This is a genomic window from Flaviflexus huanghaiensis, from assembly GCF_014118685.1.
Lineage (GTDB): Bacteria > Actinomycetota > Actinomycetes > Actinomycetales > Actinomycetaceae > Flaviflexus > Flaviflexus huanghaiensis.
This window is the reverse complement of sequence record NZ_JACFAK010000007.1, coordinates 101,824-124,704: the sequence shown is the minus strand read 5'-3', so window position 1 is coordinate 124,704 and position 22,881 is coordinate 101,824. Positions and strand designations below refer to the sequence as shown.

Sequence of the window (22,881 nt, the reverse complement as noted above, 5' to 3'; positions counted from 1 at the left end):
GTCAACCTCGGTGGAACCTCGTACCGCCCGACAGAAAGATCACGACTCGCTACGTTCTCTTTGATTGATCACTGCACTACGATGGTGCTCAGCCAACGTCGTGATCCGTAGTCACGGCCGCGGCTGTGGACTGATCGATAACAAGACTGGTCTCCCGCCGACAGAGTGTCCCGCCGCGTCGGAATGAGCCTGCTGATTCAGGATGACGCGATGACTGATCAAAAGACTGCCCCGGCGTACCACGGCAATGGCCTCGACCGCTCGACTATGAATACGCAACCGTGGTGGATGCCGGACCTCGTCGGCTCCCTCGTTGGCTTTATCTTCGCAGTCCTTTCCGTCACCCCGACACTCCTTCCGCGCCCCGCTGTCCTTCAGGGCATCCTCGGTGCACTCGCTTTTGCTGCCGGATACCTCATTGGTGTCGCCGCTTGGTCGGCAATCCGCAGGCTGTTGTGGAAGGACGGTGCGGTCCCGCCCTTCCGGCGAGTGTGGTGGTATGTCTACGGCCTCGCCTGGATCGCAGCGATCGTGGCTCTGTCAACAGCGACAATCACCTGGCAAAACGACGTCAGGGCGCTCGTCAGCATGCCGCCGGTCGATGAAGTTAACATCATCGGCTTCTTGACCGCCTTCCTGCCGCTCACGGTCATCCTCCTTCTCATTGGCAAAGGCGTGCGAGCCATGTATGGCCGGTTTAGGCGCAGGCGGAGTTGGATCGTCGCGAGCTCAATCACGGCCGGCATCGTCATCGCCGCCGTAGCTATCTTTGTCGCGGTCGTCATGGTCGGAATCGACCGGTACTTCTACTCACGCAACCAGACGTATGAGACGACGACTGAGCCGGGTTCGGAGCATCGCTCCGCTGGACCGGAGTCCGCAATGGAGTGGGAGGATCTGGGCCGGCATGGCGCCGCTTTCGTCGGGGGTGGCCCGACCAGAGAGGATATCGAGACCATCACCGGGAGCGAGGCGATGACACCGATCCGCGTCTATGCGGGACTGGAATCGGCAGAAACCGTGCAAGAGCGCGCCGAATTGGTCGTAGATGAACTTGAGCGGACCGGCGCCTTCGATCGCAGTGTCCTCGTCGTCGCCACACCGACCGGATCTGGTTGGCTTGAGCCGCAGACAATCGACTCAATCGAATACCTACACGGAGGCGATACCGCCATTGCCTCGATGCAGTATGCCTACACTCCAAGCTGGGTTTCCTTCATCTTTGATGAGGACGCCCCCGTTGCGTCAGCAACTGCTCTGACAGATGCGGTTCATGCCCGATGGTCAGAGCTACCTGAGGATGATCGACCCCAGCTTGTTGTCTATGGACTCAGCCTTGGTGCGCACGGCGGCCAGGCGGCGTTCGACGATGTGGCAGATCTGCGCTCGAGAACCGACGGCGCAATGTTTGCCGGCAGCCCGCCAAGTGCGGAGCTGTGGAGCACCCTGCAGTCCCAGCGGGACGAGGGGAGCCCAGCGTGGCAACCGGTCCTGGGCGGCGGCCGCGAAGTTCGCTGGATTTCAAAGACGGGCGATGAGGAGAAGCTGACAGGGCCGTGGATAGCGCCGCGGGTTCTCTACCTCCAGCATCCGTCGGACCCCGTTGTCTGGCTGTCACCAAAAGTGCTGTGGAGCTCACCCGAATGGCTGGAGCCGGATCAGCGTAGCGATGACATTAGCGCGTCGATGAGATGGATGCCGGTCGTGACGGGGTTGCAGGTGTTCATCGACATGCTAGGAGCCGAGTCCGTGCCCGCATTCTACGGTCACAACTACGGTAACGTCGCGCTCACCGGATGGCAGCAGATCACCGCCGACTCAGGTCTTGACGAGGAAGCGCTATCCAGAATTCGGGCCGAGATCGAAACCTACGCGCCCATCCCGCCCTTCGAGCAGTAGGCAACAGCAGCGCATCGCTGAGAGGATGCTCGCTGACCAATGCTTGAGCTCCCGAGCCTGTGGGGCCCGGAGGGCACACAGGGCCAGGGCGTGATGTCTCGACACGCTCGAGCCATCATCTGGCACCCCACGGTGCCCACGCACGGCGGCGCCGCTCACGTGCCCTAAACGAAAGAACCAGCCACACGTGCGTGACTGGTTCTCTTGGCGGAGGATGGGGGATTCGAACCCCCGAGGGCTTGCACCCAACCCGCTTTCCAAGCGAGCGCCATAGGCCACTAGGCGAATCCTCCTTGCATGCGACGATCCCGCAACATGCCCACTCATCGTAACGGATTCGGTTCTGCCAGAGAAATCTCGACGGTGTGGAAGGCCATGATGTTGCACACGAGAGTTCACGCGCGCGAAATGTCTCCTGTACGACCGTCTCATGGTCGAGCGTGACCCAGCATTCAACTGCAATTCAGTGCGCCAAAGTCCAAGGTGTGACCTGCTCCAACAATGAATATCTGTACAAACTAGACAGTCGCCTGCCAGAATGACAACGCACGCGACGATTGACGTCGAGGGAGGAGGGGAGATGGCTGACAGCAGTGCTGTAGTTCCACCGCTCCTCGACCACATTGTTGTGGCAAATCCTGACCTTGACGCCCTCGTGGCCGAATTCGAGTCGGCGACTGGCGTGCGGCCCGAGAAGGGCGGCTCTCACGAGAAGCTCGGCACGAGAAACTACCTTGTGAGTCTTGGGGAGGATTATTACCTCGAACTCCTCGGTATCGACCACGACCTTCCAGAGCCAAAAAATCCTCGACCATTCAACGTTGATGATCTGACGGAGACCGTCGTGTCGACGTGGGTGATCCATCCAGAGGATGCGGATGCTACGGTCGCTGCTGGCCGTGCGGCTGGCGTCGATGTCGGCGACCTCACCCCTGCCTCTCGCCGCAGGCCCAATGGCGAGCTCATTTCCTGGCGCTTCACGTCCCCGCTTCATGGGGGCATGAACGGCGCCATTCCATTTGTCATTGACTGGCAGGATTCGATCTCTCCTGCGCTGTCGACAGAGGCGCAGGCGCGCCTTGAGTCGTTCGTCATTTGCACGGACAACCCGGATTCGATCCGAATGCCCCTGGCTGCCCTTGGCACCCAGGCGTGTTGTCGCCTCTGTCCAAACGGCGAGTGTCAGGGCTGTACGCCGTGCCTTGAACTGGCCGTGAGTGGACCTGCAGGCACCTGGACTATCTGAGTTTCAGAACCGCCGCATTGCGGCACACCTGTGTCCACGACATTGCTGGGCAGCGCTAACTCACGGCCCCACCGCATCCGATCAATCCCTTGCGCGACCTTTCGCACCCTTGAGGAGACCCATTGCCGACAACCATGAGAGCCGTTGTCCTTCGAGAACACGGCACAATCGACAGACTTACGTATGAAGAGAACTACCCGAAGCCCCAGGTCGAGCCAGGCACGGTGATCGTCAAGGTCGAGGCCTCGTCGCTCAATTACCACGACATTTTCACAGTGCGTGGTATGCCGGGGATCACTATCCCCATGCCGGTCGTACCCGGTCTCGACATCGCCGGCACCGTCCACGAAGTCGGTGAGGGCGTGACCGGCATCGAGGTCGGCGATCGTGTCGTCGTCAACCCACTTGACTCAGGTTTCAACCTCATGGGCGAGGTGCGGGACGGCGGTCTCGCCCAGTACGCGCTCGTCGAAGCCAGCCAACTCATCCCGCTTCCCGACTCGGTCTCGTTCGCTGAGGCGGCGGCATTACCGGTCGCGTATGGCACGGCCCATCGCATGATCGTCGGAAAGAAAGCGGTCACGGAGGGCGACAAGGTTCTTGTTCTCGGGGCTTCGGGCGGGGTCGGCACGGCATCCGTGCTCCTCGCCAAGCAGCTCGGCGCCACCGTGGTGGCGGCCGTTGGCTCGCATGAGAAGGGTCGGGCACTCCTCTCGTACGGTGCGGACGACTATGTCAACTACCGTGAGGTCGCGATTGACCGGTGGACTCGTGAGAATGTTGGCAAGCCTTCTCGTAACTCGACAGAGACCGGCTTCGATGTCATCGTCAACAACACGGGTGGGGACACGTGGCGCCCGACTCTGAAGTCGACGAAGCTCGGTGGGACGATCCTCGTGTGCGGGGCGACCGCGGGCTTCGACCCGATCGAAGACTTGCGCTACATCTGGTCCTTCGAGCTCAAGGTCCAGGGGTCCAACGGCTTCGGACGCGAGGATATCGAAGCACTTATCACCCTTATCGATGAGCACGGCTTCCGCCCAGTCATCGACTCGGTCGTGTCGCTTGACGAGGCGGCGGATGCGCTGTGGAGGCTCGAGCGCCGTGAGGTAACCGGCAAGGTCATCATTGCTCCTTGGGGAGATAAGTCATGATCGACGCAGTTCAGGCCGCGATCGACTCCGGCCCCTACAACCGCTGGCTCGGACTCACGGTGATGGACCTGACGAAGGACAGCATCACGCTCGAGACAGAGGCGACGCGCGAGTGGACGAACGCGACGGGCGACGCCGTTGTGCACGGCGGAATCGTCTCCGCACTTCTCGATGTCGCCTCCTGCTTCGCTCTCGTTGGCTCTCTCGGCGGAACCGCCCCGACGATCGACCTCACGACTCACTTCCTTCGGGCGGTGACGCCCGGGAAGATCATCGTGACCGGCAGGCTCGTTAAACCCGGCCGGACGGTTGCCATCGCCGAGGCGGAACTGTCGAACAAGGGCGGCAAGACCGCCGCCATCGCTCGCGGCACCTTCGCCGCCTCCGCGGTCACTCCGGTGGTCCCGCGATGACAGGACATCCACGCAACGGCACTCCGCGCGGTACAGCGGGAGTCAACATCGGCGACGCCATCAGCACCGTCGAGCCGGACGCACTAGCGATCGCCGAGACGGACGGTCGCCAGGTGACATACGGCGAGTTCCTGCGCCGCATCTTCGAAGTCCAGGCGGATCTCGCCGCTCGCAAGATCGAGCGAGGTGACCATGTGGCGATCATCGGACTCAACTCGATCGACTGGCTGGCTGCGTTCTACGGGGTCATGAGGGCCGGTGCCGTCATCATCCCGATCAGCCACAAGTTTCCCGCACCGGTCCTTGACTACGTCCTCGACAATAGCGATCCGAGTCTCATCCTCGTCGACCGCGACGATCGGACGACGCGACGGGCAGTCCGACTCGACGTGCTCGGCTCCGAGGACCGCGAGCAGCCTGAGGCTGCGGACGTCGGTTGGGATGACCCGGCGCTCGTGCTCTACACCTCCGGGTCGACCGGCAGGCCAAAGGGCGTCGTCCGTTCTCACGGTTCGCACGCGTGGATCCTCGACCAGGGGGAGCGGGCCGCCGACAGCGGGCGCCGGACAATCCTCGTTGCCGCACCGCTCTACCACATGAACGGGCTGGCGACCGTTCAGGCGGCACTCCTTCATGGCGACCGCGTCGTCCTCCAGCCAGCTTTCGAGGCACGAGGCTTCCTTCGCGCCATCGCCGAGCACCGCGTCACGAAGACGACAGGAGTGCCGCCGATGATGGCGCTCGCGCTGCGCGAGAAGGATCTTCTCGCCGAGCTCGACCTCAGTTCGGTCACCGAGCACAGCCTTGGCTCGGCGCCCCTGACAGACGACCTCATCGACGATATCGAGGCGGCGTTCCCGAACTCGGCTCTATCAATCGGTTACGGGACAACAGAGTCAGGCCCGGTTGCCTTCGCACCGCCAGATGGACGTCCGACTCCGAAGAACTCCGTTGGAGTCGCCCACCCCGCTGTGCGGATCCGTCTTCTCGACGAAAACGGCCTTATCGTCGTCACCGATGGGGCAGACGCAGGCGAGGCTCCCGCCGAGGCATTCGGCAGCCTCTCGATCAGCTCACCCGCCTCCTTCTCCCGCTACCTGGGCGGGCCCGCCAGTCCGGTCGATGAGGAGGGCTTCTATCCGACAGGCGATCTGTTCCGGCGCGACGCGGAGGGCTTTTACACCTTCGCCGGGAGGGTGGATGACATGTTTGCCTCCGGCGGAGAAAACGTCCACCCAGCCGTTGTCGAACAGATCCTGCTCGAGCATCCCGATGTGCGGGAGGCCGCCGTCGTCCCCGTGGCGGATGAGGTCAAGGGTGCGAAACCGGTCGCCTTCGTCGTCATTTGCTCGGAGGTTTCCGAGCAGGATCTCAAGGAGTGGACGCTCGAGAGGTTGGAGCCGTATGCGCACCCGCGCCGCGTCTTCTTCACCGATGCCATGCCCTTGTCCGGTACGAACAAGGTCGACAAGAATGCGCTCGCGGAGCGGGCTACTGCACTTCTTGGGGGTGGCGCATGATGCTCGACTATCGCCGGCTCTCAGTGCGGATCGGGCTCCCGCTCGCCACCGCACTGCTTCTCCTCGTCCTCTGGCAGATCTCGGCGATCGCGGAATACATCCCGACAAGGTTCGCACCGGCGCCGACGCAGATCCTCTCCCAGCTCGTGAGCATGCTCGGCTCAGCCTCCCTCTGGGCTGCAGTTGGAGCGACGCTCTATGCGTGGGGCCAAGCCCTGCTCATCGCCGTCGTCCTCGGCACGACGGTCGGACTCGCGCTCGGCTCGTCGAAGCACCTGTCGGCGCTGTTCGGACCCGTCATCGAGTTCCTCAAGCCGATTCCCTCGATCGCGATGATCCCGCTCGTCATTTTCACCCTGGGCACGGGCAAGAGCGCCGAGGTGTTCATCGCGGCCTACGCCGCGCTGTTCCAGATGCTCATGTCAGCCATCTCAGCAACGAGGAACATCGATCCCGTCGCGCGGGACACGGCCGCCGCCTATTCGCTCGGGTACGTCGCGCGCCTGCGCCATCTCATCATCCCGTCGATGCTGCCCCAGGTCATGACGGGCGTCCGCATCGCCTCCAACACGGCCCTCATCTTCTGCATCACCGCCGAGTTGCTCATGGGCATGGAGGGGCTGGGAAGTTCTCTCGGCTCGGCTGACTCTGCTGGCAACCTCCCGGTCATGTACGCCTACATCCTTGTCATCGGTCTTGTCGGGTTCAGCCTCAACACAGCCTTCCTCGCCGTTCAGCGCCGGGCCCTGTCGTGGCACGAGACGTACCGGAATGAGGTCGCATGAGAACGAATGTCTCACTCGGACTACTCGGCGCAATCCTTGTCCTCGCCCTGTGGTGGGTGACGTCGACGAACTCGACTGAGCTTTACTACCCGGCCGCCCCCGACGTACTGCAATCCGTGTGGGAGTACTGGTTTATGGGGGAGGGCAGGCCCGATCTGCTGTCGAGCCTTGCGAACCTCGCGGTCGGCCTCCTCGCCGGCATCGTCGGTGGTTTCGCGCTCGGCCTCCTCATCGGCCAGGTCCCCTTCGTCCGGTACGGTCTGACGCCGACGCTCGAGTTCGTCCGAGCCATCCCCGCCACTGCACTCATCCCCTTCGCCATTGTCATCTTTGGTCTGGGCGACCAGATGAAGGTAACGATCATCGCCCTCGGCACGCTCTTCCCTGTGCTTCTCAACGTTATTGATGGGGTCCGCTCGATCCCCCGGGAATCGCACGACACGGCGAAGAGCTTCGGAATTGTTGGATGGACGAAGCAGGCGTTCGTCGTCATACCCGCGGTCCTGCCGCGTGCGGTCGCCGGGATCACCGTCGCCATTCCCCTCTCCCTCATCCTTGTCGTCACGAGTGAGATGAGGGGATCGCGAGAGGGAATTGGCGCCTACCTCGTGACGGCCTCGAACTCGTTCGACCAGAGCGCGGTCTGGGGCGTCATCGTTCTCCTTGGTGTGCTGGGTTTCGCGCTCACGACCGCCTTCACCTTCATCGAACAGCGACTGCTGGCCTGGGACCGGGGCCTGCATGGAAGGGACACGCTATGACTGACGTCCGACTGCGGATCGACGGTATCCACAAGACCTACCCGCCCCGCGGGCGCCGCGACAGCGGCACCGAGGTGCTACGCGACGTCACCCTCGACGTCTACGACGGCGAATTCCTTACGATCGTTGGCCCCTCGGGCGCCGGCAAGACGACTCTCCTGCGCACGGTGTCGGGACTGCTCGAGGCCACGAGTGGGGAGGTTCTCCTCGACGGAAAGAGGATCGACGGCCCTCCCCGGGAGATTGCCCTCGTCTTCCAGGACTACTCTCGCTCCCTCTACCCGTGGATGAGCGTGGCGAAGAACATTGCACTGCCGCTCAGGGCTCACGGCATCGATCGAGCCGAGATCAACAAGCGTGTCGAGGCGAGCCTCTACAACGTCGGCCTTGCTGGCGTTGGTGAGCGCTATCCGTGGCAATTGTCGGGCGGAATGCAGCAGCGCGTCGCGATCGCCCGCGCTATCGCCCACCGGCCGGAGGTCATGATCCTCGACGAGCCCTTTGCCTCGGTCGATGCGCAGACCCGCAACGATCTCGAAGATCTGCTCTTGCGGGTCAAGGAGCAGATGAACTCGACGTTCGTCTTCGTCACCCACGATGTCGACGAAGCCGTCTACCTGTCCGACAGGGTCGCGATCCTGTCGAAAACCCCGAGCAGGATCGAGAAGATCATCGACATCGACCTGCCGAGGGAGCGAAGCCAGCTCAAGACCCGAGCCTTGCCCGCCTTCTCGAAGCACCGCGCCGAGATCTTCGGCACGATCCGCAACCTTGTCACCCCCACCGATCAGGGCCCGCTCCCTGAATACATCATCTGAATAAGGACACTCATGAAGACACTGGGAAAGATCTCTGCGTTTGCAATTGCCGGCCTCATGGGCCTCGCGGCGTGCGGCTCCGACACGAAGGAGACGGCCGATGGGCTGACCCCTATGACCGTCTACCACATCACGACCGTCGACTCGACGCCGCTCTACCTCGGCGTCGAGGAGGGCTTCTTCGAGCAGGAGGGCCTGGACGTCAAGGTGAAGATCGCCGAGTCCGGATCCGCGATCATCCCCTCTGTCGTCAATGGCGAGAGCCCGATCGGCTACGCGAACGTCGTCTCGGACCTGGCCGCCATCGACCAGGGGCTCGACATCAAGTTCGTCTCGAACTGCTGCGGCGTCGCCGGTGAGGAGGACGAGACCTCGTCCCGCGTGTTCGTGCTTGAGGACTCCGAGATCCAGGGTCCCGAGGACCTGGCGGGGACGACGATCGCCGTTAACTCGACGAAAAACCTCGGCGACGTCACGATCCCCGTTGCTCTCGAGAACCTGGGCGTCGAAAGCTCCGGCATCGAGTACGTCCCGATGAACTTCTCGGACATGTCAGCCGCCCTCGAGCGGGGCGATGTCGATGCGATCTGGATGGTGGAGCCCTTCCAGACCATTGCCTACAACAACGGCTACCGCCCGGTGCTCGCGAACTTCGCGTCAGCGTTCCCGAACTCGACCCTCGGCTACTACATCACCTCAGGCGACTACGCGGAAGAGAACCCCGAGACGGTTGCCGCCTTCCAGAGGGCGATGAGCAGGGCGAATGAATTCGCCTCCGAGAACCCGGACCGTCTGCGCGAGCTCGCCGTTTCGGAGATCGGTCTCGAAGAGGCTGTCGCGGAGAACATCTCCTTCGCAACGTTCGAGCCGGGGCTCGATACCGAGTCCGTCGAGGTCTACGCCAAGGCCGCCGTCGAGCTCGGTGTCATCGAGGAGGAGCCGAACTACGCGACACTCTTCGTCGCGCCGGACGGCGAATAGTTAACTGTGCGGGGTAATCGTCAGTTTATCGACTGCTAAATCAGAGGGTGCTTCGAGCGCCATCTCAATCGCCCACGCGACCGAATCGGGGGACATGGCGGTGGAAGGATCGAATTCACGCAATTCCTTCTCCGCCATGTCCCTCTGCATGTCGGTGTCGATGCGGCCCGGGGTCACGGTGCTCACCCGGATCGCCCGCTCCTCGGATCGGAGCACAGCGGCCGCCTTTTCGAGGGCGGCCTTGCTCGTCGAATAGGGCAGCCAACCCGAGAAGTCGAGGTGGGCGGCCGTCGAGCCGACGTAAACGACAGTGCCGCGCGCCTGCCGCAGGCGCGGTAGGAGACCGCGGGTGAGGAGGACGGGGGAGAGGACGTTGACCGAAAAGACCTGTCGGAGGAACTCATCCGTCGTCTTCTCTAGGGGCGCCGCGCCCTCGATGCCGGCGCAGCTGACGAACGCATCGAGCCCGTCGTCCCCGAGCATGGTATCGATGCTCTCCGTGATCGACCGCGCGGCCGACTCCTGGGACAGGTTGCCGGCGATGATCGAGGCCCGGGGGTGCCGCGCCTGCAGTTCGGCCGCGCTGTCCTCATTGCGAGCAAGGAGAATGAGGCGCCACGAGTCGGCGAGGCGGTCGGCCAGGGCCGCGCCCACTCCGCGGCTAGCCCCCGTGAGGAAAAGAGTCTTCATGCGTTCAGTATCCCAGGCACCTTGCTCGCGTGATCAGCCTCTGTGAACCGGTGTCGCCAGGGGATGGAGGATGAGCGTAAAGGCCCGTCCATTCAGAGCTCGGCTTCGAGCCAGAGTCAGGTGCAACGACAACAGCAAGGCCGCCAGCCACGATGCTGAAATCAAGCAGAGGAGATTCTCTCTGCCGGGTTCTGCCGGCCCCCTTACGCAATACACACGCAGGTCACTGGTCGGGCCACAAGGAAGAGTCAGGGGATTGGAGAGACTTTATGAGTCGGTCTACTGACCAGGCTCTGGGGTCCCCATGACGCAGGAGTGTCAAAGCTGGCGAGAAGCGATGCTATGCAACTCAAGGCTTTGTTGTGCAGCCAGCTGCGGCAACGAAGACTTATGCGGCTGTCATCGTTGAACCAAAAATAGTGACCACCGCATATCCTCCAAACGGTATGAGGGGCTAGCCATGGAATCCAGTCCGACCGATGGCTTCAGTTTCGAAAACGATATCAATGTGGAGAATCCCGAATCGTTTGTCGGTAGGCGGCCCGTGGTGACGTGTGCCCAGATGGCGTGAGAGATTCAACGCGACGTTCGTTAAAGAGACAGGAATGCTCGGCTCAGAAAGACTGCGACGTGGGATCGAGAGTGCGTCGCCCTCGCGATGGAGATTCAGAAAAGACTGCCTGCGAGTGAGGTGGTTCAGCTCGACAGGTCAGGGTGATCGCAGTGTCGGAACGCGGCGATAGCTACAGGAGTCATCGGCAGCCCGTGTCTCTACATTTTCTCGTCTGCACGTTGTGCGCTAGGCTAGACGCGGCTCCCCACGTGACGCCACCTCGTATACCGCCCCAGGGTCGGAAGGCAGCAAGGCAATGCGGGCTCTGGCGGGTGCGTGGGGAGTCCTCTACATCCCGTGCGCACAGCGACGTCGCATGACCCCGAGAGAACCGCTACGGTGCACGACGTTCGAATAAAGCCGAGCGGGGGAACTAGACTGTGCCCGTGAGCATTGCACTGTATCGACGCTATCGGCCAGAGACCTTCGACGAGGTTGTCGGCCAGGAGCACGTAACCGTTCCGCTCATGGCCGCGCTCGAAGCCGACCGCACCAACCACGCTTACCTCTTTTCTGGCCCACGCGGGTGTGGAAAAACGACATCGGCGAGGATTCTCGCCCGTTGTCTCAACTGTGCTGAAGGGCCGACCGCCACACCGTGCGGGGAATGTGAATCCTGTATCGAACTATCCCGTGGTGGGACCGGCTCCCTCGATGTCGTCGAGATGGACGCAGCATCTCACGGCGGTGTCGATGACGCTCGCGAACTCCGTGAGCGCGCTAGTTTTGCGCCACTACGTGATCGCTACAAGGTGTTCATCATCGACGAGGCTCACATGGTGTCGAACCAGGGTTTCAACGCGCTTCTCAAGCTCGTAGAAGAGCCGCCCCCGCACGTGAAGTTCATCTTCGCGACGACGGAGCCGGACAAGGTCATTGGCACGATCCGCTCCCGCACACACCACTATCCTTTCCGGCTCGTCCCGCCCGGCATTCTCGAGGACTACCTCGCCGATCTCGCAACTCAGGAGGACATTGAGGTAAGAGCAGGGGTGCTCCCTCTCGTCGTCCGCGCAGGCACCGGGTCTGTGCGAGACAGCCTTTCGGTCCTCGACCAACTCATCGGCGGCGCGACGGATGGCGTTCTCGACTACCAGACCGCGGTCTCTTTACTCGGGTACACGGACGGTGCCCTGCTTGACGCGGCCGTTAACGCGATTGCCGACGTTAACGGTGAGGCACTCTTCGGCGCCGTTGCCGACGTTGTCGAATCCGGCCACGACCCGCGCCGCTTCGTCGAGGATCTACTCGACCGGCTTCGTGATCTCGTCGTCATCGCCCTCGCGGGTGACTCTGCGAAGGATGTCCTCTCCACAGTGCCGGAGGACCAGTTAGGAAGGATGAGGGAACAGGCCGAACGGATCGGAGCGGCCCGCGCCACCGCATGTGCGGACCTCACGAATAGCGCACTGTCCGACATGGTCGGTGCGACCTCTCCACGCCTTCAGCTCGAACTCTTGTGCGCGCGGCTTCTTCTTGCCTCCGATAGCGCTACACCTGCTGTGTCAAGCTCTCCGGCGGCGAGCGGAGCAGACCTCGCCGATATTCGTGCGGCGGCCCGCAGCTTCGGCAAGAAACGAGAGCCTCGGCCCGAGAGTAACCAGCAGGAGCGTCCGCCGGCGCCGCCGGTCCAGGCCGCACCACCCGCCTCCGAACCGGCTCAGCAGGCCCCCGAACGTCTTGTCCCGCCACGGGAGGAGTCGCCATCTCCGACACCTGCGGAAACCTCGCCTCAGGACCAGGCCGAAGAACAAGCCTCCCGGCAGGACCAGGCTCCCAGTGGAGAACACTCCTCAACGCGGGGTGAAGCGCGTTCGGAGAACGCCAGCTCGGCCGAAGCTGACGGTACGAGGGCTCATCCGCCTACCCCGCCAGTGACGCCACAGGAGCCGGAGATCTCGGATAAGGAGATGCTTGCCGTGCTCCGCGGCCTATGGCGTGAAGCGATGGCTGATCCGAGAGTTCCGAAGGGCACGTCCGACTTCATTCGGCATCGCGAAGGCGCAGTGTCTGTCGTCGGCGGGGTGGTGCACGTCGACTTCAAGACGAAGAACTTCGCGGACGCGTTCACCGGCGAGGGACGGGCTGTGGGCCTTGAGGTCGTCTTCAGCGAGAAGCTCGGCAAGCCCCTGACGGTGCGTGTCGGTGTCGCTGGCACGCACGAACCCGCAGGTGAAAGCGATGATCGCGAGCCTGACGATGCGGAGGCTGACTCACAGGTAGCCTCACCTGCTACCTCATCACCTGAGCGCGCCGTTGGCAGTCCGGCGTCCGCGCCGAGCGCCCATCCCACGTCCCAGTCACGCGGTGGCTCACTGTCGGCGGTCCCCGATCTCTCACGGCAATCCGCCTCATCGCCGAGCCAGCCGGAGGGGCAGGGTAGCGTAGCTGCCGCCATCGCTCGGGCTTCGGCCCGCAGTGGCGGTTCGGCTATGTCGCCGGAAGAAAGCGGGCCGTTCGGTGGCTCGCCCACGAGGGCGCAGTCCCGCGAATCGCATCCGTCGTCGTATCAGGTCGAGCCATCGCACGATGAGGACGAGTATGGGCTAGGGCCTCATTCACTGCCTCCCGACCTGCCGGATATTGTGAGGGAAGATTTCCCGGCCGCGCCGCCTGCTACGATGCCGAGGTTCCCCGCCCCGCCCCCACGAGAGGCTCCCAGTACGGCAACTCCGGGCGCTCCGTCCACCAGTAGCGCGAACACATTCGCGAGGCTCGCTAGCCATCGAGGATCCCCAGAGCCTGTCGAAGAGACCATCGACGTTGAGACCGAACATGAGCTCGTGTCGAGGGACGACCCGTTGGCGCTCGAAGCACACGGTATCGGGCTCAGTATCGTACTAGAGGTTCTCGGCGGTAGCGTCATCGAAGAAGTGGAAGAGGAGTCGTAGTGGCCGGAGTGTATGACGGGGCAGTTCAGGACCTCATCGACGAGCTCGGCCGCTTGCCCGGCATTGGCCCAAAAAGCGCTCAGCGGATCGCGTTCCACATCCTTTCCTCCGAGGAGGTGGATGTCCAGGCGCTCATCGATGCCATGAGCGCAGTGAAAGCCAGGGTTCGGTTCTGCGAGATTTGCGGCAACGTAACTGAGCAGGAGATCTGCCGAATCTGCAGTGACGCACGGCGCATCGACTCTGTCATCTGTGTTGTCGAGGAGGCCAAGGACATTGTGGCGGTCGAGCGGACGCGCGAATATCGCGGGAAGTATCACGTACTCGGCGGCTCCATCAATCCCATTGAGGGAGTCGGCCCCGAGGATCTGAGGATCCGGCAGCTCTTCACCCGGCTGGCTGACGGGAAGGTCCAGGAGATCATTATTGCGACCGATCCAAACATCGAGGGGGAAGCAACAGCCTCCTACCTCATCCGGTCGCTGGCACCCATGGGCGTCAACGTGTCGCGGCTAGCCTCCGGTCTGCCCGTGGGTGGTGACCTGGAGTATGCGGATGAGATCACGCTCTCTCGCGCGTTCGAAGGCAGGACGATGGTTCACCGCTCAAGCGGTGAAATGGCTGATTGAGACGCTGTTTGGCTATTGCGCTTCTCACCATCCGTATCGTGAGAAACGGATGACTGAGTAAGCTCTGCGACAGCAGGTTTGTCGACAATAGAGGACACCCAACGGACGGAGTCACAGTGAGCCTAATTGTCCAGAAGTATGGCGGTTCATCCGTATCGGACGCCGAGGCGCTCAAGCGCGTCGCCGCTCGCGTCGTTGCCGCCAAGAAAGCCGGCAACGATCTCGTCGTTGTTGTCTCCGCGATGGGTGATACGACGGATGAGTTGCTCGACCTCGCCGGTCAGGTGACCGAAAAGCCACCGGCACGCGAGATGGACATCCTGCTGACTGCGGGCGAGCGAGTTTCCATGGCGTTGCTGTCGATGGCAGTCAACGATCTTGGTGTGACCGCTCATGCCTACACGGGGCAGCAGGCGGGTCTGCGCACCGACAACCAGTACGGCAAAGCCTCCATCGTTGGCATTGTGCCAGAGCGGATCGCCCGCGACGTCAAAGAGGGGACCGTTGCGATCATTGCCGGTTTCCAGGGCGTCAATGAACTCAACGATGTCACGACCCTTGGCCGCGGTGGCTCCGACACCACCGCTGTTGCCCTCGCGGCCGCCATGCACGCGGATGTCTGCGAGATCTACACAGACGTCGACGGACTGTTCTCAGCCGACCCTCGGATCGTGCCGACCGCTCGCCGCGTCCGCTCCCTCGACTACGAAGAGACACTTGAGCTTGCCGGGCAAGGCGCGAAGATTTTGCACCTGCGCGCCGTCGAGTTCGCCCGCAAGTACAGCGTGCCGCTGCATGTGCGCTCCTCATATTCCGAATTGGAAGGAACCTGGATTATGAACCCGGACGAAAGGGACATGGAATCCCCCATCATCACCGGCATCGCCCACGACCGCTCGCAGGCGAAGCTGTCGATCCTCGGCGTTCCTGACGTGCCCGGAAAGGCTGCGAAGGTGTTCGGTCGGGTCGCGGAAGTGGGCGCGAACATCGACATGATTGTTCAGAACATCGCCGCCTCCGATCCAGGCAAGACAGATATCTCCTTCACCCTTCCGCACGACAGCGGCCCCGTCGCCCTCGCCGCGATCGAGGACATGAAGGATGAGCTGCAGTACCGTGAGGTCACCTACAACGAGCAGATCGGCAAGCTGTCACTCATCGGTGCCGGCATGCGATCCCATCCCGGTGTCTCTGCCAAGCTTTTCGGCGCTCTCGCCGCCGCAGGCATCAACATTGAAATGATCTCCACCTCCGAGATCCGCATCTCGGTCGTGGTCAATATCGAAGAACTAGATAAGGCGGTCCGGGCGGTCCACACGGCATTCGATCTCGATGCTGAAGACACCCAGGCTGTCGTCTACGGAGGTACAGGCCGATGAGCATCACACTCGCAGTAGTCGGAGCAACCGGGCAGGTTGGTCACGTCATGCGTGCCCTTCTCGAGGAACGGGGCACGAAGGCGGACAGGGTGCGCTTCTTCGCATCCGCCCGCTCCGCAGGTAAGGAGCTCGCGTTCCGCGGCGAGCAGATCGTCGTCGAGGACGTCGCTACGGCAGACCTCTCTGGCATCGATATCGCGCTCTTCTCCGCGGGAGGTGCGACCTCGAAGGAGTACGCGCCGAAGTTCGCAGCCGCAGGCGCAGTCGTGGTCGACAACAGTTCTGCGTGGCGCAAGGATCCCGACGTTCCGCTCGTCGTCTCCGAGGTGAACCCGGGCGCGCTGAAGAACCGTCCGAAGGGCATCATCGCGAATCCGAACTGCACGACGATGGCGGCAATGCCAGTGCTCAAGCCCCTCCACGACACGGCTGGCCTGCGCCGCCTCATTGTCTCTTCTTACCAGGCCGTTTCCGGCTCTGGCGTCGCAGGTGTCGAGGAGCTGACCAACCAGGTCAAGGCCGGTGTTGAGCAGGATCTGTCGGCACTTGCCACAGACGGTAGCGCCGTGACGCTACCGGAGCCGAAGACGTATGTTGCCCCCATCGCCTTCAACGTTGTCGCTCTCGCAGGAGCTATGACGGACGATGGCAGCCTCGAGACCGATGAAGAGCAGAAGCTCCGCTTCGAGTCGCGCAAGATCCTCGACGTTCCCGAGCTCGCGGTCTCCGGAACATGCGTCCGCGTCCCCGTTTACTCGGGCCATGGCCTCGCCATCAACGCCGAATTCGATAGCCCCATCGACGTCGAGAAGGCGAAGGAGCTCCTGGCGACCGCCGACGGCGTTCAGGTGGTCGACGTGCCGACCCCGCTCGAGGCAGCCGGCAAGGACCCCTCGCTCGTTGGCCGAATCCGCGTCGACCAGTCCGTCCCGGACGGCCGGGGACTCGCGATGTTCGTTGTCGGCGACAACCTCCGCAAGGGTGCTGCCCTCAACACGATTCAGATCGCTGAGCTTCTCATCGACGAACTCAGCGCCTGATCCCACCGCCACTCGCGGCGCTAACCGACGCAGACTGCGGCCCTTCGGGGCCGCAGTCCTTGCTTACCGACTCTCCCCGCGTGGGTTAAGATCCCGCACACACATCGGCGGGTGGTGACGCACGGGCTGTCAATCGAGTTGCGTTCGATGGAGCAGACGCTGGTGTCGAACCGACTCATAGCTCGCTGAGCAACGTGCCGAAGAGAGTCTTCTCGTCAGGGCGGTAGACGAGGATGTTGTCAATGTAGGAGCGGACCGCGTAGTTCATGGACACGTCGTGCCCCGCTTTCTCTGACATGTACCAGCGATGCTCTAGAAGTTCGTGGAACATTTCTGCGGGCTGTAACCTGCCGCGGAGATTGACCGGGATCGCGTTGACTGCAGGCGTAAAGACTGTCGCCATCCAGTCCCGGGCGACGTCAGCCAGCGGCTGGTCGTTAAGGCCAGCCAGCGCACGGTGAGACTTGATGTCATTGAGGAGTCGGCGAGCTTGGTTTTCTTCGACCTGGAGCCCGGTAAGCCGCATAATCTGCCGGTGGTAGTGGCCAGCGTCAACAACCTTTGGCTGGACGGACAGTGTCGTGCCGCCAGCTTCGGTCGTGACCGACAGTTCCCCGACATCGAAACCGAGCTCGTTGAGTCGGTTGATCCGGTCCGCCATCCGCCAGCGTTCGTTCGAGGCGAACGAATCGATTCGGGTGAGCTCGCCCCAGAGCGTGGTGTAGCGCTCTTCGAGTCGGTCGCCGAGCATGATGACATCGACGTCCTCGTCGAGCATTCCTCCCGACTGGAGGTCCATGAGCTCGCCAATAATGTTCGTCCGGGCCACGTCGATGTCGTAGGCGCGCTTCCCATCTGACAGGTTCGTGTGCAACTCGCCCGTCTCAGCGTCGACGAGATAGGCGGCGAACTCGCCAGCATCCCGTCTGAACAGTGTGTTCGACAAGGACACGTCGCCCCAGTAGAAGCCGAGCAGGTGGAGCTTGACGAGAAGGACGGACAGGGCGTCGATGAGACGGTCCGCAGTCTCGGGTCGCAGGTGCTGCCCGAAGAGCGCTCGGTACGGCAGAGAGTAGGGCAGGTGTTCCGTGACGAGAACGGCAGCGAGCTTGTTGCCGTTCTCGTCACGTCTGCCTGTCACGACCGCCAACGGGGTCACGGCAGGGGCTGACAGCCGTCCGAGGTCCCTCAGCAGTTCATATTCACCGTGGGCGACGACTTTGCCGATCTCCTTGATCGCGATAATCCTCCCGGCCATGTGCACAAAGCGCACGACATGCCGAGAGATACCGCGGGGGAGGGCAGCGATTTTCTCCTCTGGCCAGTCCTCGAGAGGAAGGTGCCACGGGAGGTCGAACAGCTCGGGTTCGACGGTTGCGGCGGTGATCTCGAAGGGCACAGTGACCATTCTGGGCGCGGAGCGCCCTGCGGTTATCGCGTGGTGAGCGTGGAGCCGTCAGCGTGGCTGAAGAAGTGACCTCCATGGTTCTTCAGCGCGACGCGGACGATGTCATCAGGCTTCGGAACTTCGTTGGGAGGAATTCGGACGACGACCTGATCAGACCCGTCACCCGAGCCGAACGTCTCAGCCTCGCGCTCCGCACCAACGATCTTGCCGTAGATGTACGCGTCGGAGCCGAGTTCTTCGACGAAGGTCACCTTGATCGGAATCTGCGAGTCGGAACCCTCGGCGGCGCGCTCAAGGTTCTCGGGGCGGAACCCCACGATCACCTTGCCGTCATCCTCCGGGCGCAAGGCAGCTACGACGTCGTCTGGAAGTGTCGTCACGGCATCACCGAAGGTCGCCTGATTGCCGTTTACGGTCCAGGAGCCAATGTTCATGGCCGGGGAGCCGATGAAGCCGGCGACGAAGCGGTTCGCGGGGCTGTCGTACATGTCGCGCGGGGTACCAACCTGCTGGAGGAGACCGTCCTTGAGGACGGCGATCCTGTCGCCCATCGTCAGGGCCTCCGTCTGGTCGTGCGTGACGTAGACGGTCGTGATGCCGAGGCGGCGTTGGAGCGAGGCGATCTGTGTGCGGGTCTGAACGCGGAGCTTCGCATCCAGGTTCGACAGCGGCTCGTCCATGAGGAACACCTGCGGCTGCCGGACGATAGCCCGGCCCATGGCGACGCGCTGACGCTGACCGCCGGAGAGGGCCTTCGGCTTGCGTTCGAGGTACTCCTCAAGGTCGAGGATTTTGGCGGCCTCGAGGACGCGCCGATCGATCTCCTCCTTGTCTGTGCCCGCGATCTTTAGAGCGAAGCCCATGTTTTGGGCAACGGTCATGTGCGGGTACAGCGCATAGTTTTGGAAGACCATGGCGATGTCGCGGTCTTTCGGCGTGACGTCGGTGACGTCGCGGTCGCCGATGTAGATGCGGCCGGAGTCGACCTCTTCGAGACCCGCAAGCATGCGGAGAGACGTGGATTTCCCACAGCCCGAGGGGCCGACAAGAACGAGGAATTCCCCATCTTCAATGTCGAGGTTGAGCCCGTCGACAGCCGGCTTTTCTGAGCCGGGGTAAATTCGGGTGGCGCTTTTAAATGTCACAGTGGCCATGAGAGGTCCCTTCACCGGCAGGTACGTGCCGGACGATCCGTAGTGAGGAAGCCGGTGCCGTGAGGTCGACACTGACGAGGTTGCCAGCCAGTGTGGACATCTGTGTCCGGTCCGACCGGGCAACCTCCTCAATAGTGCCGTTTCGCCGTGACTCTTTTCAAGTGACGCCGCCCTCACTTTGGTGATGTGTGCAGGTAAAACTCAGGTACCGTAGAAAGCGTGCGAGACCGCGACGAGATCGGCGGCTACCGGCTGGTCGAGAAGATCGGGTTCGGCGGCATGTCGACGGTGTACAGGGCGCTGGATGGCGGCGGGAACACCGTTGCTCTCAAGCTCCTTCACCCCTCCATCTCAGCCGACCCCAACGCGCGGGACCGGTTGCGCCGAGAGGTGCGCACGCTCAGACAGGTGACCGGGCCGTACGTCGCCCATGTCATCGATGCCGAGACGGAGGACGATGAGGCTTTCATTGTCACCGAACTTATCGACGGCCCCACGCTCTCCGTGGATGTGTCTGAGAATGGCGTCTTCATGGGAAGCGATCTTGCTGACCTCGCGAAAGAACTCGCGGAGGCCCTTCAGGCGATACACGACAAGGGGGTTCTCCACCGAGACCTCAAACCGTCAAACGTCATGATGAGCCATCGCGGGCCCGTCCTCATCGACTTCGGCATAGCCCAAATTGCCGAGGAGTCTCGGCTGACCGCCACGGGCCTGCTCGCACATACGCCCGGTTACGCCGCTCCGGAGGTCCTCAACGGAGAAGACCCGACCATCACTGCGGACTGGTGGTCGTGGGCCGCTACTCTCGCCTACGCTGCCACTGGTCATGCCCCGTTCGGCACAGGGCACAGCCCAAAGGTGACGAGACGTGTGCTGACGGGAGAATGCGATCTCGCAGGAGCGGATCCAGTCGTCGCCTACGCTCTTGAAGCCGCGCTTGACCCGCGCCCCGAGCGACGACCATCCCCTGAACTCGTCGTCGGCATGCTGGATGGCACAATCGAGGTCGACGACGAGACTCTCTCCCGTGGCCCTCGCCATCGGGACCACACCTCCACCCCGCCGCTCGACAGTGACATGCCGGAGGGGGGCGCCTACCCCGCCGACGCGAGGTTCTATCCTCCTGACGACGCACCGCAGAGCGCTCCGGGGGACAGGACCAACCTCGTTGCCCCGCCCCCGCAGTACCCGCCGCAGACTAGTTTGCCGCCCCTGCGGCAGGGAGAAAGTCAGTCTGGTTACGTGTCGGCGCCCAGCCACTATGACGTTGAAGGGCCTGCGGTGTTCCGCCCGACCAATGAATCGGCCGTCGTGGCGCACGCCCGCTTCGATCCGTGGTTTGATCCCCGTCTCCAACCGGCGCCGATCCCCGACTGGCTTCACCCAGCCCCGCGCCGGCCCGGCATCGTTCTCATGCTGTGGATTGTCTTCGTCGCATGGGCTGGCGTGCTTCCCACATATTCCGTCATTGTGTTTGCGATCTATGCGGCGATCACGTCAATCATTGGGGTTGCGAGGGATAGTCTCATTCGAGCCCGGCTGGAGAAGGGTGGACGGTTCAAAGCAGAGTCAATTACCGTCATCGGGCGCTTGCCGCTCTCCATTCTTGGCGGGCTGGCTCGAACCGTCGCCGCTGTGGGGTCCGGTATCGTCGTCGGCGGAGCGTTCGCATGGATGCTTCGCGACCTTTTGCTTGTCGAGGAGGTCATCGCGATCGCAGGCGGCTCAATGCTCGGTTCGTTCCTCGCGTGGGTGTACCCAAGCGGTAGACCTGCACGCGAAACGACGCGCCACCTCTTGGCCACGATTGCGCCCAGCCCCGGTTATCGACTGTTCTGGATCGTTCTAGCGGTCGCGCTTCTCTCCCTCGCGCTCGCCATGTATTCGGCCGGCGTCGAGCCCGACTGGAGCCCACTCTCGAAGCCTTTCCCTTTCGACTAGACTTGCGCCCATGAGCCCGAGGATCCTTCTCACCGCAGTGCCCGCGGCTGCGGCCACCTTTGTGGTGCTCGGATCTTCATGTGCTCAGTCAGCCCATCCGTTCCTTCTCAATGTGGGAGTCGTCCACGCAGACGCTGCGTGCGCCAGTGGGGCATCACTCGGGCCGAGTGCGCTGCAGACGCTCAGTGTCACGGCTCTGCTCCTTCTTGCAGTGACGGCAAATTCGACCTTCGTCCGCGATGCGGTCGATGCGGTTATGGGCAGGATCGGTCAGCAGCCGGTTCCTGTCCGAGTCCCCCCACCCCCGCCGGTGTCTGCGACCTATCGAGCGATGGTCACACGTCGAAGTCTTCGCGCCGCGAGCTCACGGGACCCGCCCTCGGCTTGGTGAGCACAGGCTGACGGACGACGAGGAAGAAAGATCGCAATGGCAGAAAAGAATGTGACAAAGGCAGAGCGCCGCGAGGCGGCGCGTGAGAAAGCAAGGAAACTCCAAGAGGCTGAAGCGCGGCGCGCGAAACGAAATCGGAACCTCACGATCGGCGTCATCATCGCGGCGATCGTCCTCATCGGTGTCGTCGTTTGGTCGATCGTCAGCAACGGACGGGGTGCCGCGGACGATGATTCATCGGGCAGGCAAGAATGGGACCCCGTCGCCGTCCAGGTTGAGCCCGTCGTCAAGGACGGCACCGATATCACGACCGGATGGTCGGTTGTTGGCGAGGGCGCCGAGCTGGCAACGGATGCTAATCGAGTCGATATCTACTTTGACTACATGTGCACCTACTGCAATGAACTCGAGCAGATGAACGGTGGCGATATTAACGACATCGTCGCGGCGGGCGATGCTGAATTCGTTTATCACCCGGTCGCCATCCTCCGGAACGACTTTTCGGCGAAAGGCGCGGCCGCGTTCAAGTACATCGCCGAGAACTCGCCTGAGCACCTGACGGCTTTCCACAAGAACGTCTTTGATGAGGCGGACGCGGTCCTCAACAACAGGGCATCAGCTTTGCCCGACTGGGGTAGCATCGCAAACGCGGCCCGCGATGCAGGGGTGCCGGAGGACATCGCTTCCTCAATCGAGAAGGAGGCTGATCTCGACTGGGTCAACACGGCCACGCAGTCGTTCCTTGAGGACTACCGCGGCACGCCCACGGTCCTGCTCAACGGAACCGAAACGACAGCCTGGGCCGCCAACGACTTCCCGGCCTTGCTTGGCCTGGCAGAACCGAAGGCGACGCCCACCGAATAGGATCACAGTGCGCGGGTTGGCCATGCCGGGCCGGTGTCTGGCAGAATTAACCCGGCACGTCGCCGCCTTAGCTCAGCTGGTAGAGCACCCGCCTTGTAAGCGGACGGTCGTCGGTTCGAATCCGACAGGCGGCTCCACGGGGCCCTGACAGACGCCACAAGCGTGATCAGGGCCCCGTATCCATGTGCATAGCCCCAGCGCTCGATGTGCGGCTATGCCGTCAAACAGAAATGAGGGGCATTCCCGCATTCGGAACGCCCCCCACGCCTGGTGTGGCCACTTGAAATGGTACAACTAAACA

18 protein-coding genes, 2 tRNA genes and 1 other RNA gene are annotated in these 22,881 nt (G+C 62.7%); 17 read left to right on the top strand and 4 right to left on the bottom strand.

Going from position 1 to position 22,881, the window contains the following annotated elements; all coding sequences use genetic code 11:
* Positions 1 to 210 precede the first annotated feature (210 nt).
* Entirely contained in the window at positions 211 to 1,899 is a 1,689-nt protein-coding gene (locus tag H7E91_RS06890) for an alpha/beta hydrolase (protein ID WP_182354356.1), read from the top strand.
* A 205-nt stretch (positions 1,900 to 2,104) separates the two neighbouring features.
* Here the strand turns inward: H7E91_RS06890 and H7E91_RS06885 are convergent.
* Positions 2,105 to 2,192: transfer RNA gene (locus H7E91_RS06885), tRNA-Ser, on the bottom strand.
* A gap of 287 nt (positions 2,193 to 2,479) precedes the next feature.
* Between H7E91_RS06885 and H7E91_RS06880 the strand changes: the two genes are divergently transcribed.
* The 8 genes from H7E91_RS06880 to H7E91_RS06845 all read left to right on the top strand — a co-directional run bounded on the left by H7E91_RS06880 (position 2,480) and on the right by H7E91_RS06845 (position 9,577).
* Positions 2,480 to 3,145, top strand: a complete 666-nt coding sequence (locus tag H7E91_RS06880; protein ID WP_182354355.1) for a VOC family protein — start codon at positions 2,480 to 2,482, stop codon at positions 3,143 to 3,145.
* Between the two features lie 122 nt (positions 3,146 to 3,267).
* Positions 3,268 to 4,299 (top strand): zinc-binding dehydrogenase, encoded by a 1,032-nt coding sequence (locus H7E91_RS06875; RefSeq protein ID WP_206680375.1) that lies wholly within the window; start codon positions 3,268 to 3,270, stop codon positions 4,297 to 4,299.
* The gene (locus H7E91_RS06870) at positions 4,296 to 4,712 is read left to right on the top strand and encodes a PaaI family thioesterase (protein ID WP_182354354.1); all 417 of its coding nucleotides are present in this window, start codon (positions 4,296 to 4,298) and stop codon (positions 4,710 to 4,712) included. Before H7E91_RS06875 ends, H7E91_RS06870 begins: the two co-directional genes overlap by 4 nt.
* A complete protein-coding gene (locus H7E91_RS06865; RefSeq protein WP_182354353.1) occupies positions 4,709 to 6,232 on the top strand; it encodes a class I adenylate-forming enzyme family protein in 1,524 nt (507 codons plus the stop codon). The genes H7E91_RS06870 and H7E91_RS06865 overlap by 4 nt, the downstream gene beginning before the upstream one ends.
* On the top strand, positions 6,229 to 7,017 hold the full coding sequence (locus H7E91_RS06860; RefSeq protein ID WP_182354352.1) for an ABC transporter permease: 789 nt from the start codon (positions 6,229 to 6,231) through the stop codon (positions 7,015 to 7,017). The genes H7E91_RS06865 and H7E91_RS06860 overlap by 4 nt, the downstream gene beginning before the upstream one ends.
* Entirely contained in the window at positions 7,014 to 7,778 is a 765-nt protein-coding gene (locus H7E91_RS06855) for an ABC transporter permease (protein WP_182354351.1), read from the top strand. The genes H7E91_RS06860 and H7E91_RS06855 overlap by 4 nt, the downstream gene beginning before the upstream one ends.
* On the top strand, positions 7,775 to 8,596 hold the full coding sequence (locus H7E91_RS06850) for an ABC transporter ATP-binding protein (protein ID WP_182354350.1): 822 nt from the start codon (positions 7,775 to 7,777) through the stop codon (positions 8,594 to 8,596). Before H7E91_RS06855 ends, H7E91_RS06850 begins: the two co-directional genes overlap by 4 nt.
* Positions 8,597 to 8,608: 12 nt before the next feature.
* A complete protein-coding gene (locus H7E91_RS06845; protein ID WP_182354349.1) occupies positions 8,609 to 9,577 on the top strand; it encodes an ABC transporter substrate-binding protein in 969 nt (322 codons plus the stop codon).
* Here the strand turns inward: H7E91_RS06845 and H7E91_RS06840 are convergent, their stop codons facing one another.
* Positions 9,578 to 10,267, bottom strand: coding sequence for an SDR family NAD(P)-dependent oxidoreductase (locus H7E91_RS06840; protein ID WP_182354348.1), 690 nt, complete (start codon positions 10,265 to 10,267; stop codon positions 9,578 to 9,580).
* A gap of 809 nt (positions 10,268 to 11,076) precedes the next feature.
* Here H7E91_RS06840 and ffs point away from each other — a divergent pair.
* The 5 genes from ffs (at position 11,077) to H7E91_RS06815 (ending at position 16,819) form a co-directional block, all read left to right on the top strand.
* Positions 11,077 to 11,172: signal recognition particle sRNA small type (ffs, locus tag H7E91_RS06835), an RNA gene on the top strand.
* A 94-nt stretch (positions 11,173 to 11,266) separates the two neighbouring features.
* Complete coding sequence (locus H7E91_RS06830; RefSeq protein WP_182354347.1) at positions 11,267 to 13,771, top strand: DNA polymerase III subunit gamma and tau; 2,505 nt, start codon at positions 11,267 to 11,269, stop codon at positions 13,769 to 13,771.
* Positions 13,771 to 14,400, top strand: coding sequence for a recombination mediator RecR (recR, locus tag H7E91_RS06825; protein ID WP_422111035.1), 630 nt, complete (start codon positions 13,771 to 13,773; stop codon positions 14,398 to 14,400). Before H7E91_RS06830 ends, recR begins: the two co-directional genes overlap by 1 nt.
* 116 nt (positions 14,401 to 14,516) lie before the next feature.
* The gene (locus H7E91_RS06820; RefSeq protein WP_182354346.1) at positions 14,517 to 15,779 is read left to right on the top strand and encodes an aspartate kinase; all 1,263 of its coding nucleotides are present in this window, start codon (positions 14,517 to 14,519) and stop codon (positions 15,777 to 15,779) included.
* On the top strand, positions 15,776 to 16,819 hold the full coding sequence (locus H7E91_RS06815; RefSeq protein ID WP_182354345.1) for an aspartate-semialdehyde dehydrogenase: 1,044 nt from the start codon (positions 15,776 to 15,778) through the stop codon (positions 16,817 to 16,819). The genes H7E91_RS06820 and H7E91_RS06815 overlap by 4 nt, the downstream gene beginning before the upstream one ends.
* 175 nt (positions 16,820 to 16,994) lie before the next feature.
* Here the strand turns inward: H7E91_RS06815 and H7E91_RS06810 are convergent, their stop codons facing one another.
* The gene (locus H7E91_RS06810; protein ID WP_182354344.1) at positions 16,995 to 18,227 is read right to left on the bottom strand and encodes a DUF4032 domain-containing protein; all 1,233 of its coding nucleotides are present in this window, start codon (positions 18,225 to 18,227) and stop codon (positions 16,995 to 16,997) included.
* 23 nt (positions 18,228 to 18,250) lie between these two features.
* Entirely contained in the window at positions 18,251 to 19,381 is a 1,131-nt protein-coding gene (locus H7E91_RS06805) for an ABC transporter ATP-binding protein (RefSeq protein WP_182354343.1), read from the bottom strand.
* Between the two features lie 219 nt (positions 19,382 to 19,600).
* On the opposite strand from H7E91_RS06805, the gene H7E91_RS06800 reads away from it, so the two are divergent.
* The 3 genes from H7E91_RS06800 (at position 19,601) to H7E91_RS06790 (ending at position 22,717) form a co-directional block, all read left to right on the top strand.
* The gene (locus tag H7E91_RS06800) at positions 19,601 to 21,325 is read left to right on the top strand and encodes a protein kinase domain-containing protein (protein ID WP_182354342.1); all 1,725 of its coding nucleotides are present in this window, start codon (positions 19,601 to 19,603) and stop codon (positions 21,323 to 21,325) included.
* 427 nt (positions 21,326 to 21,752) lie between these two features.
* Positions 21,753 to 22,580, top strand: coding sequence for a DsbA family protein (locus H7E91_RS06795; RefSeq protein WP_182354341.1), 828 nt, complete (start codon positions 21,753 to 21,755; stop codon positions 22,578 to 22,580).
* A 61-nt stretch (positions 22,581 to 22,641) separates the two neighbouring features.
* A tRNA-Thr gene (locus H7E91_RS06790) sits at positions 22,642 to 22,717 on the top strand.
* The last annotated feature ends 164 nt before the right edge of the window (positions 22,718 to 22,881 follow it).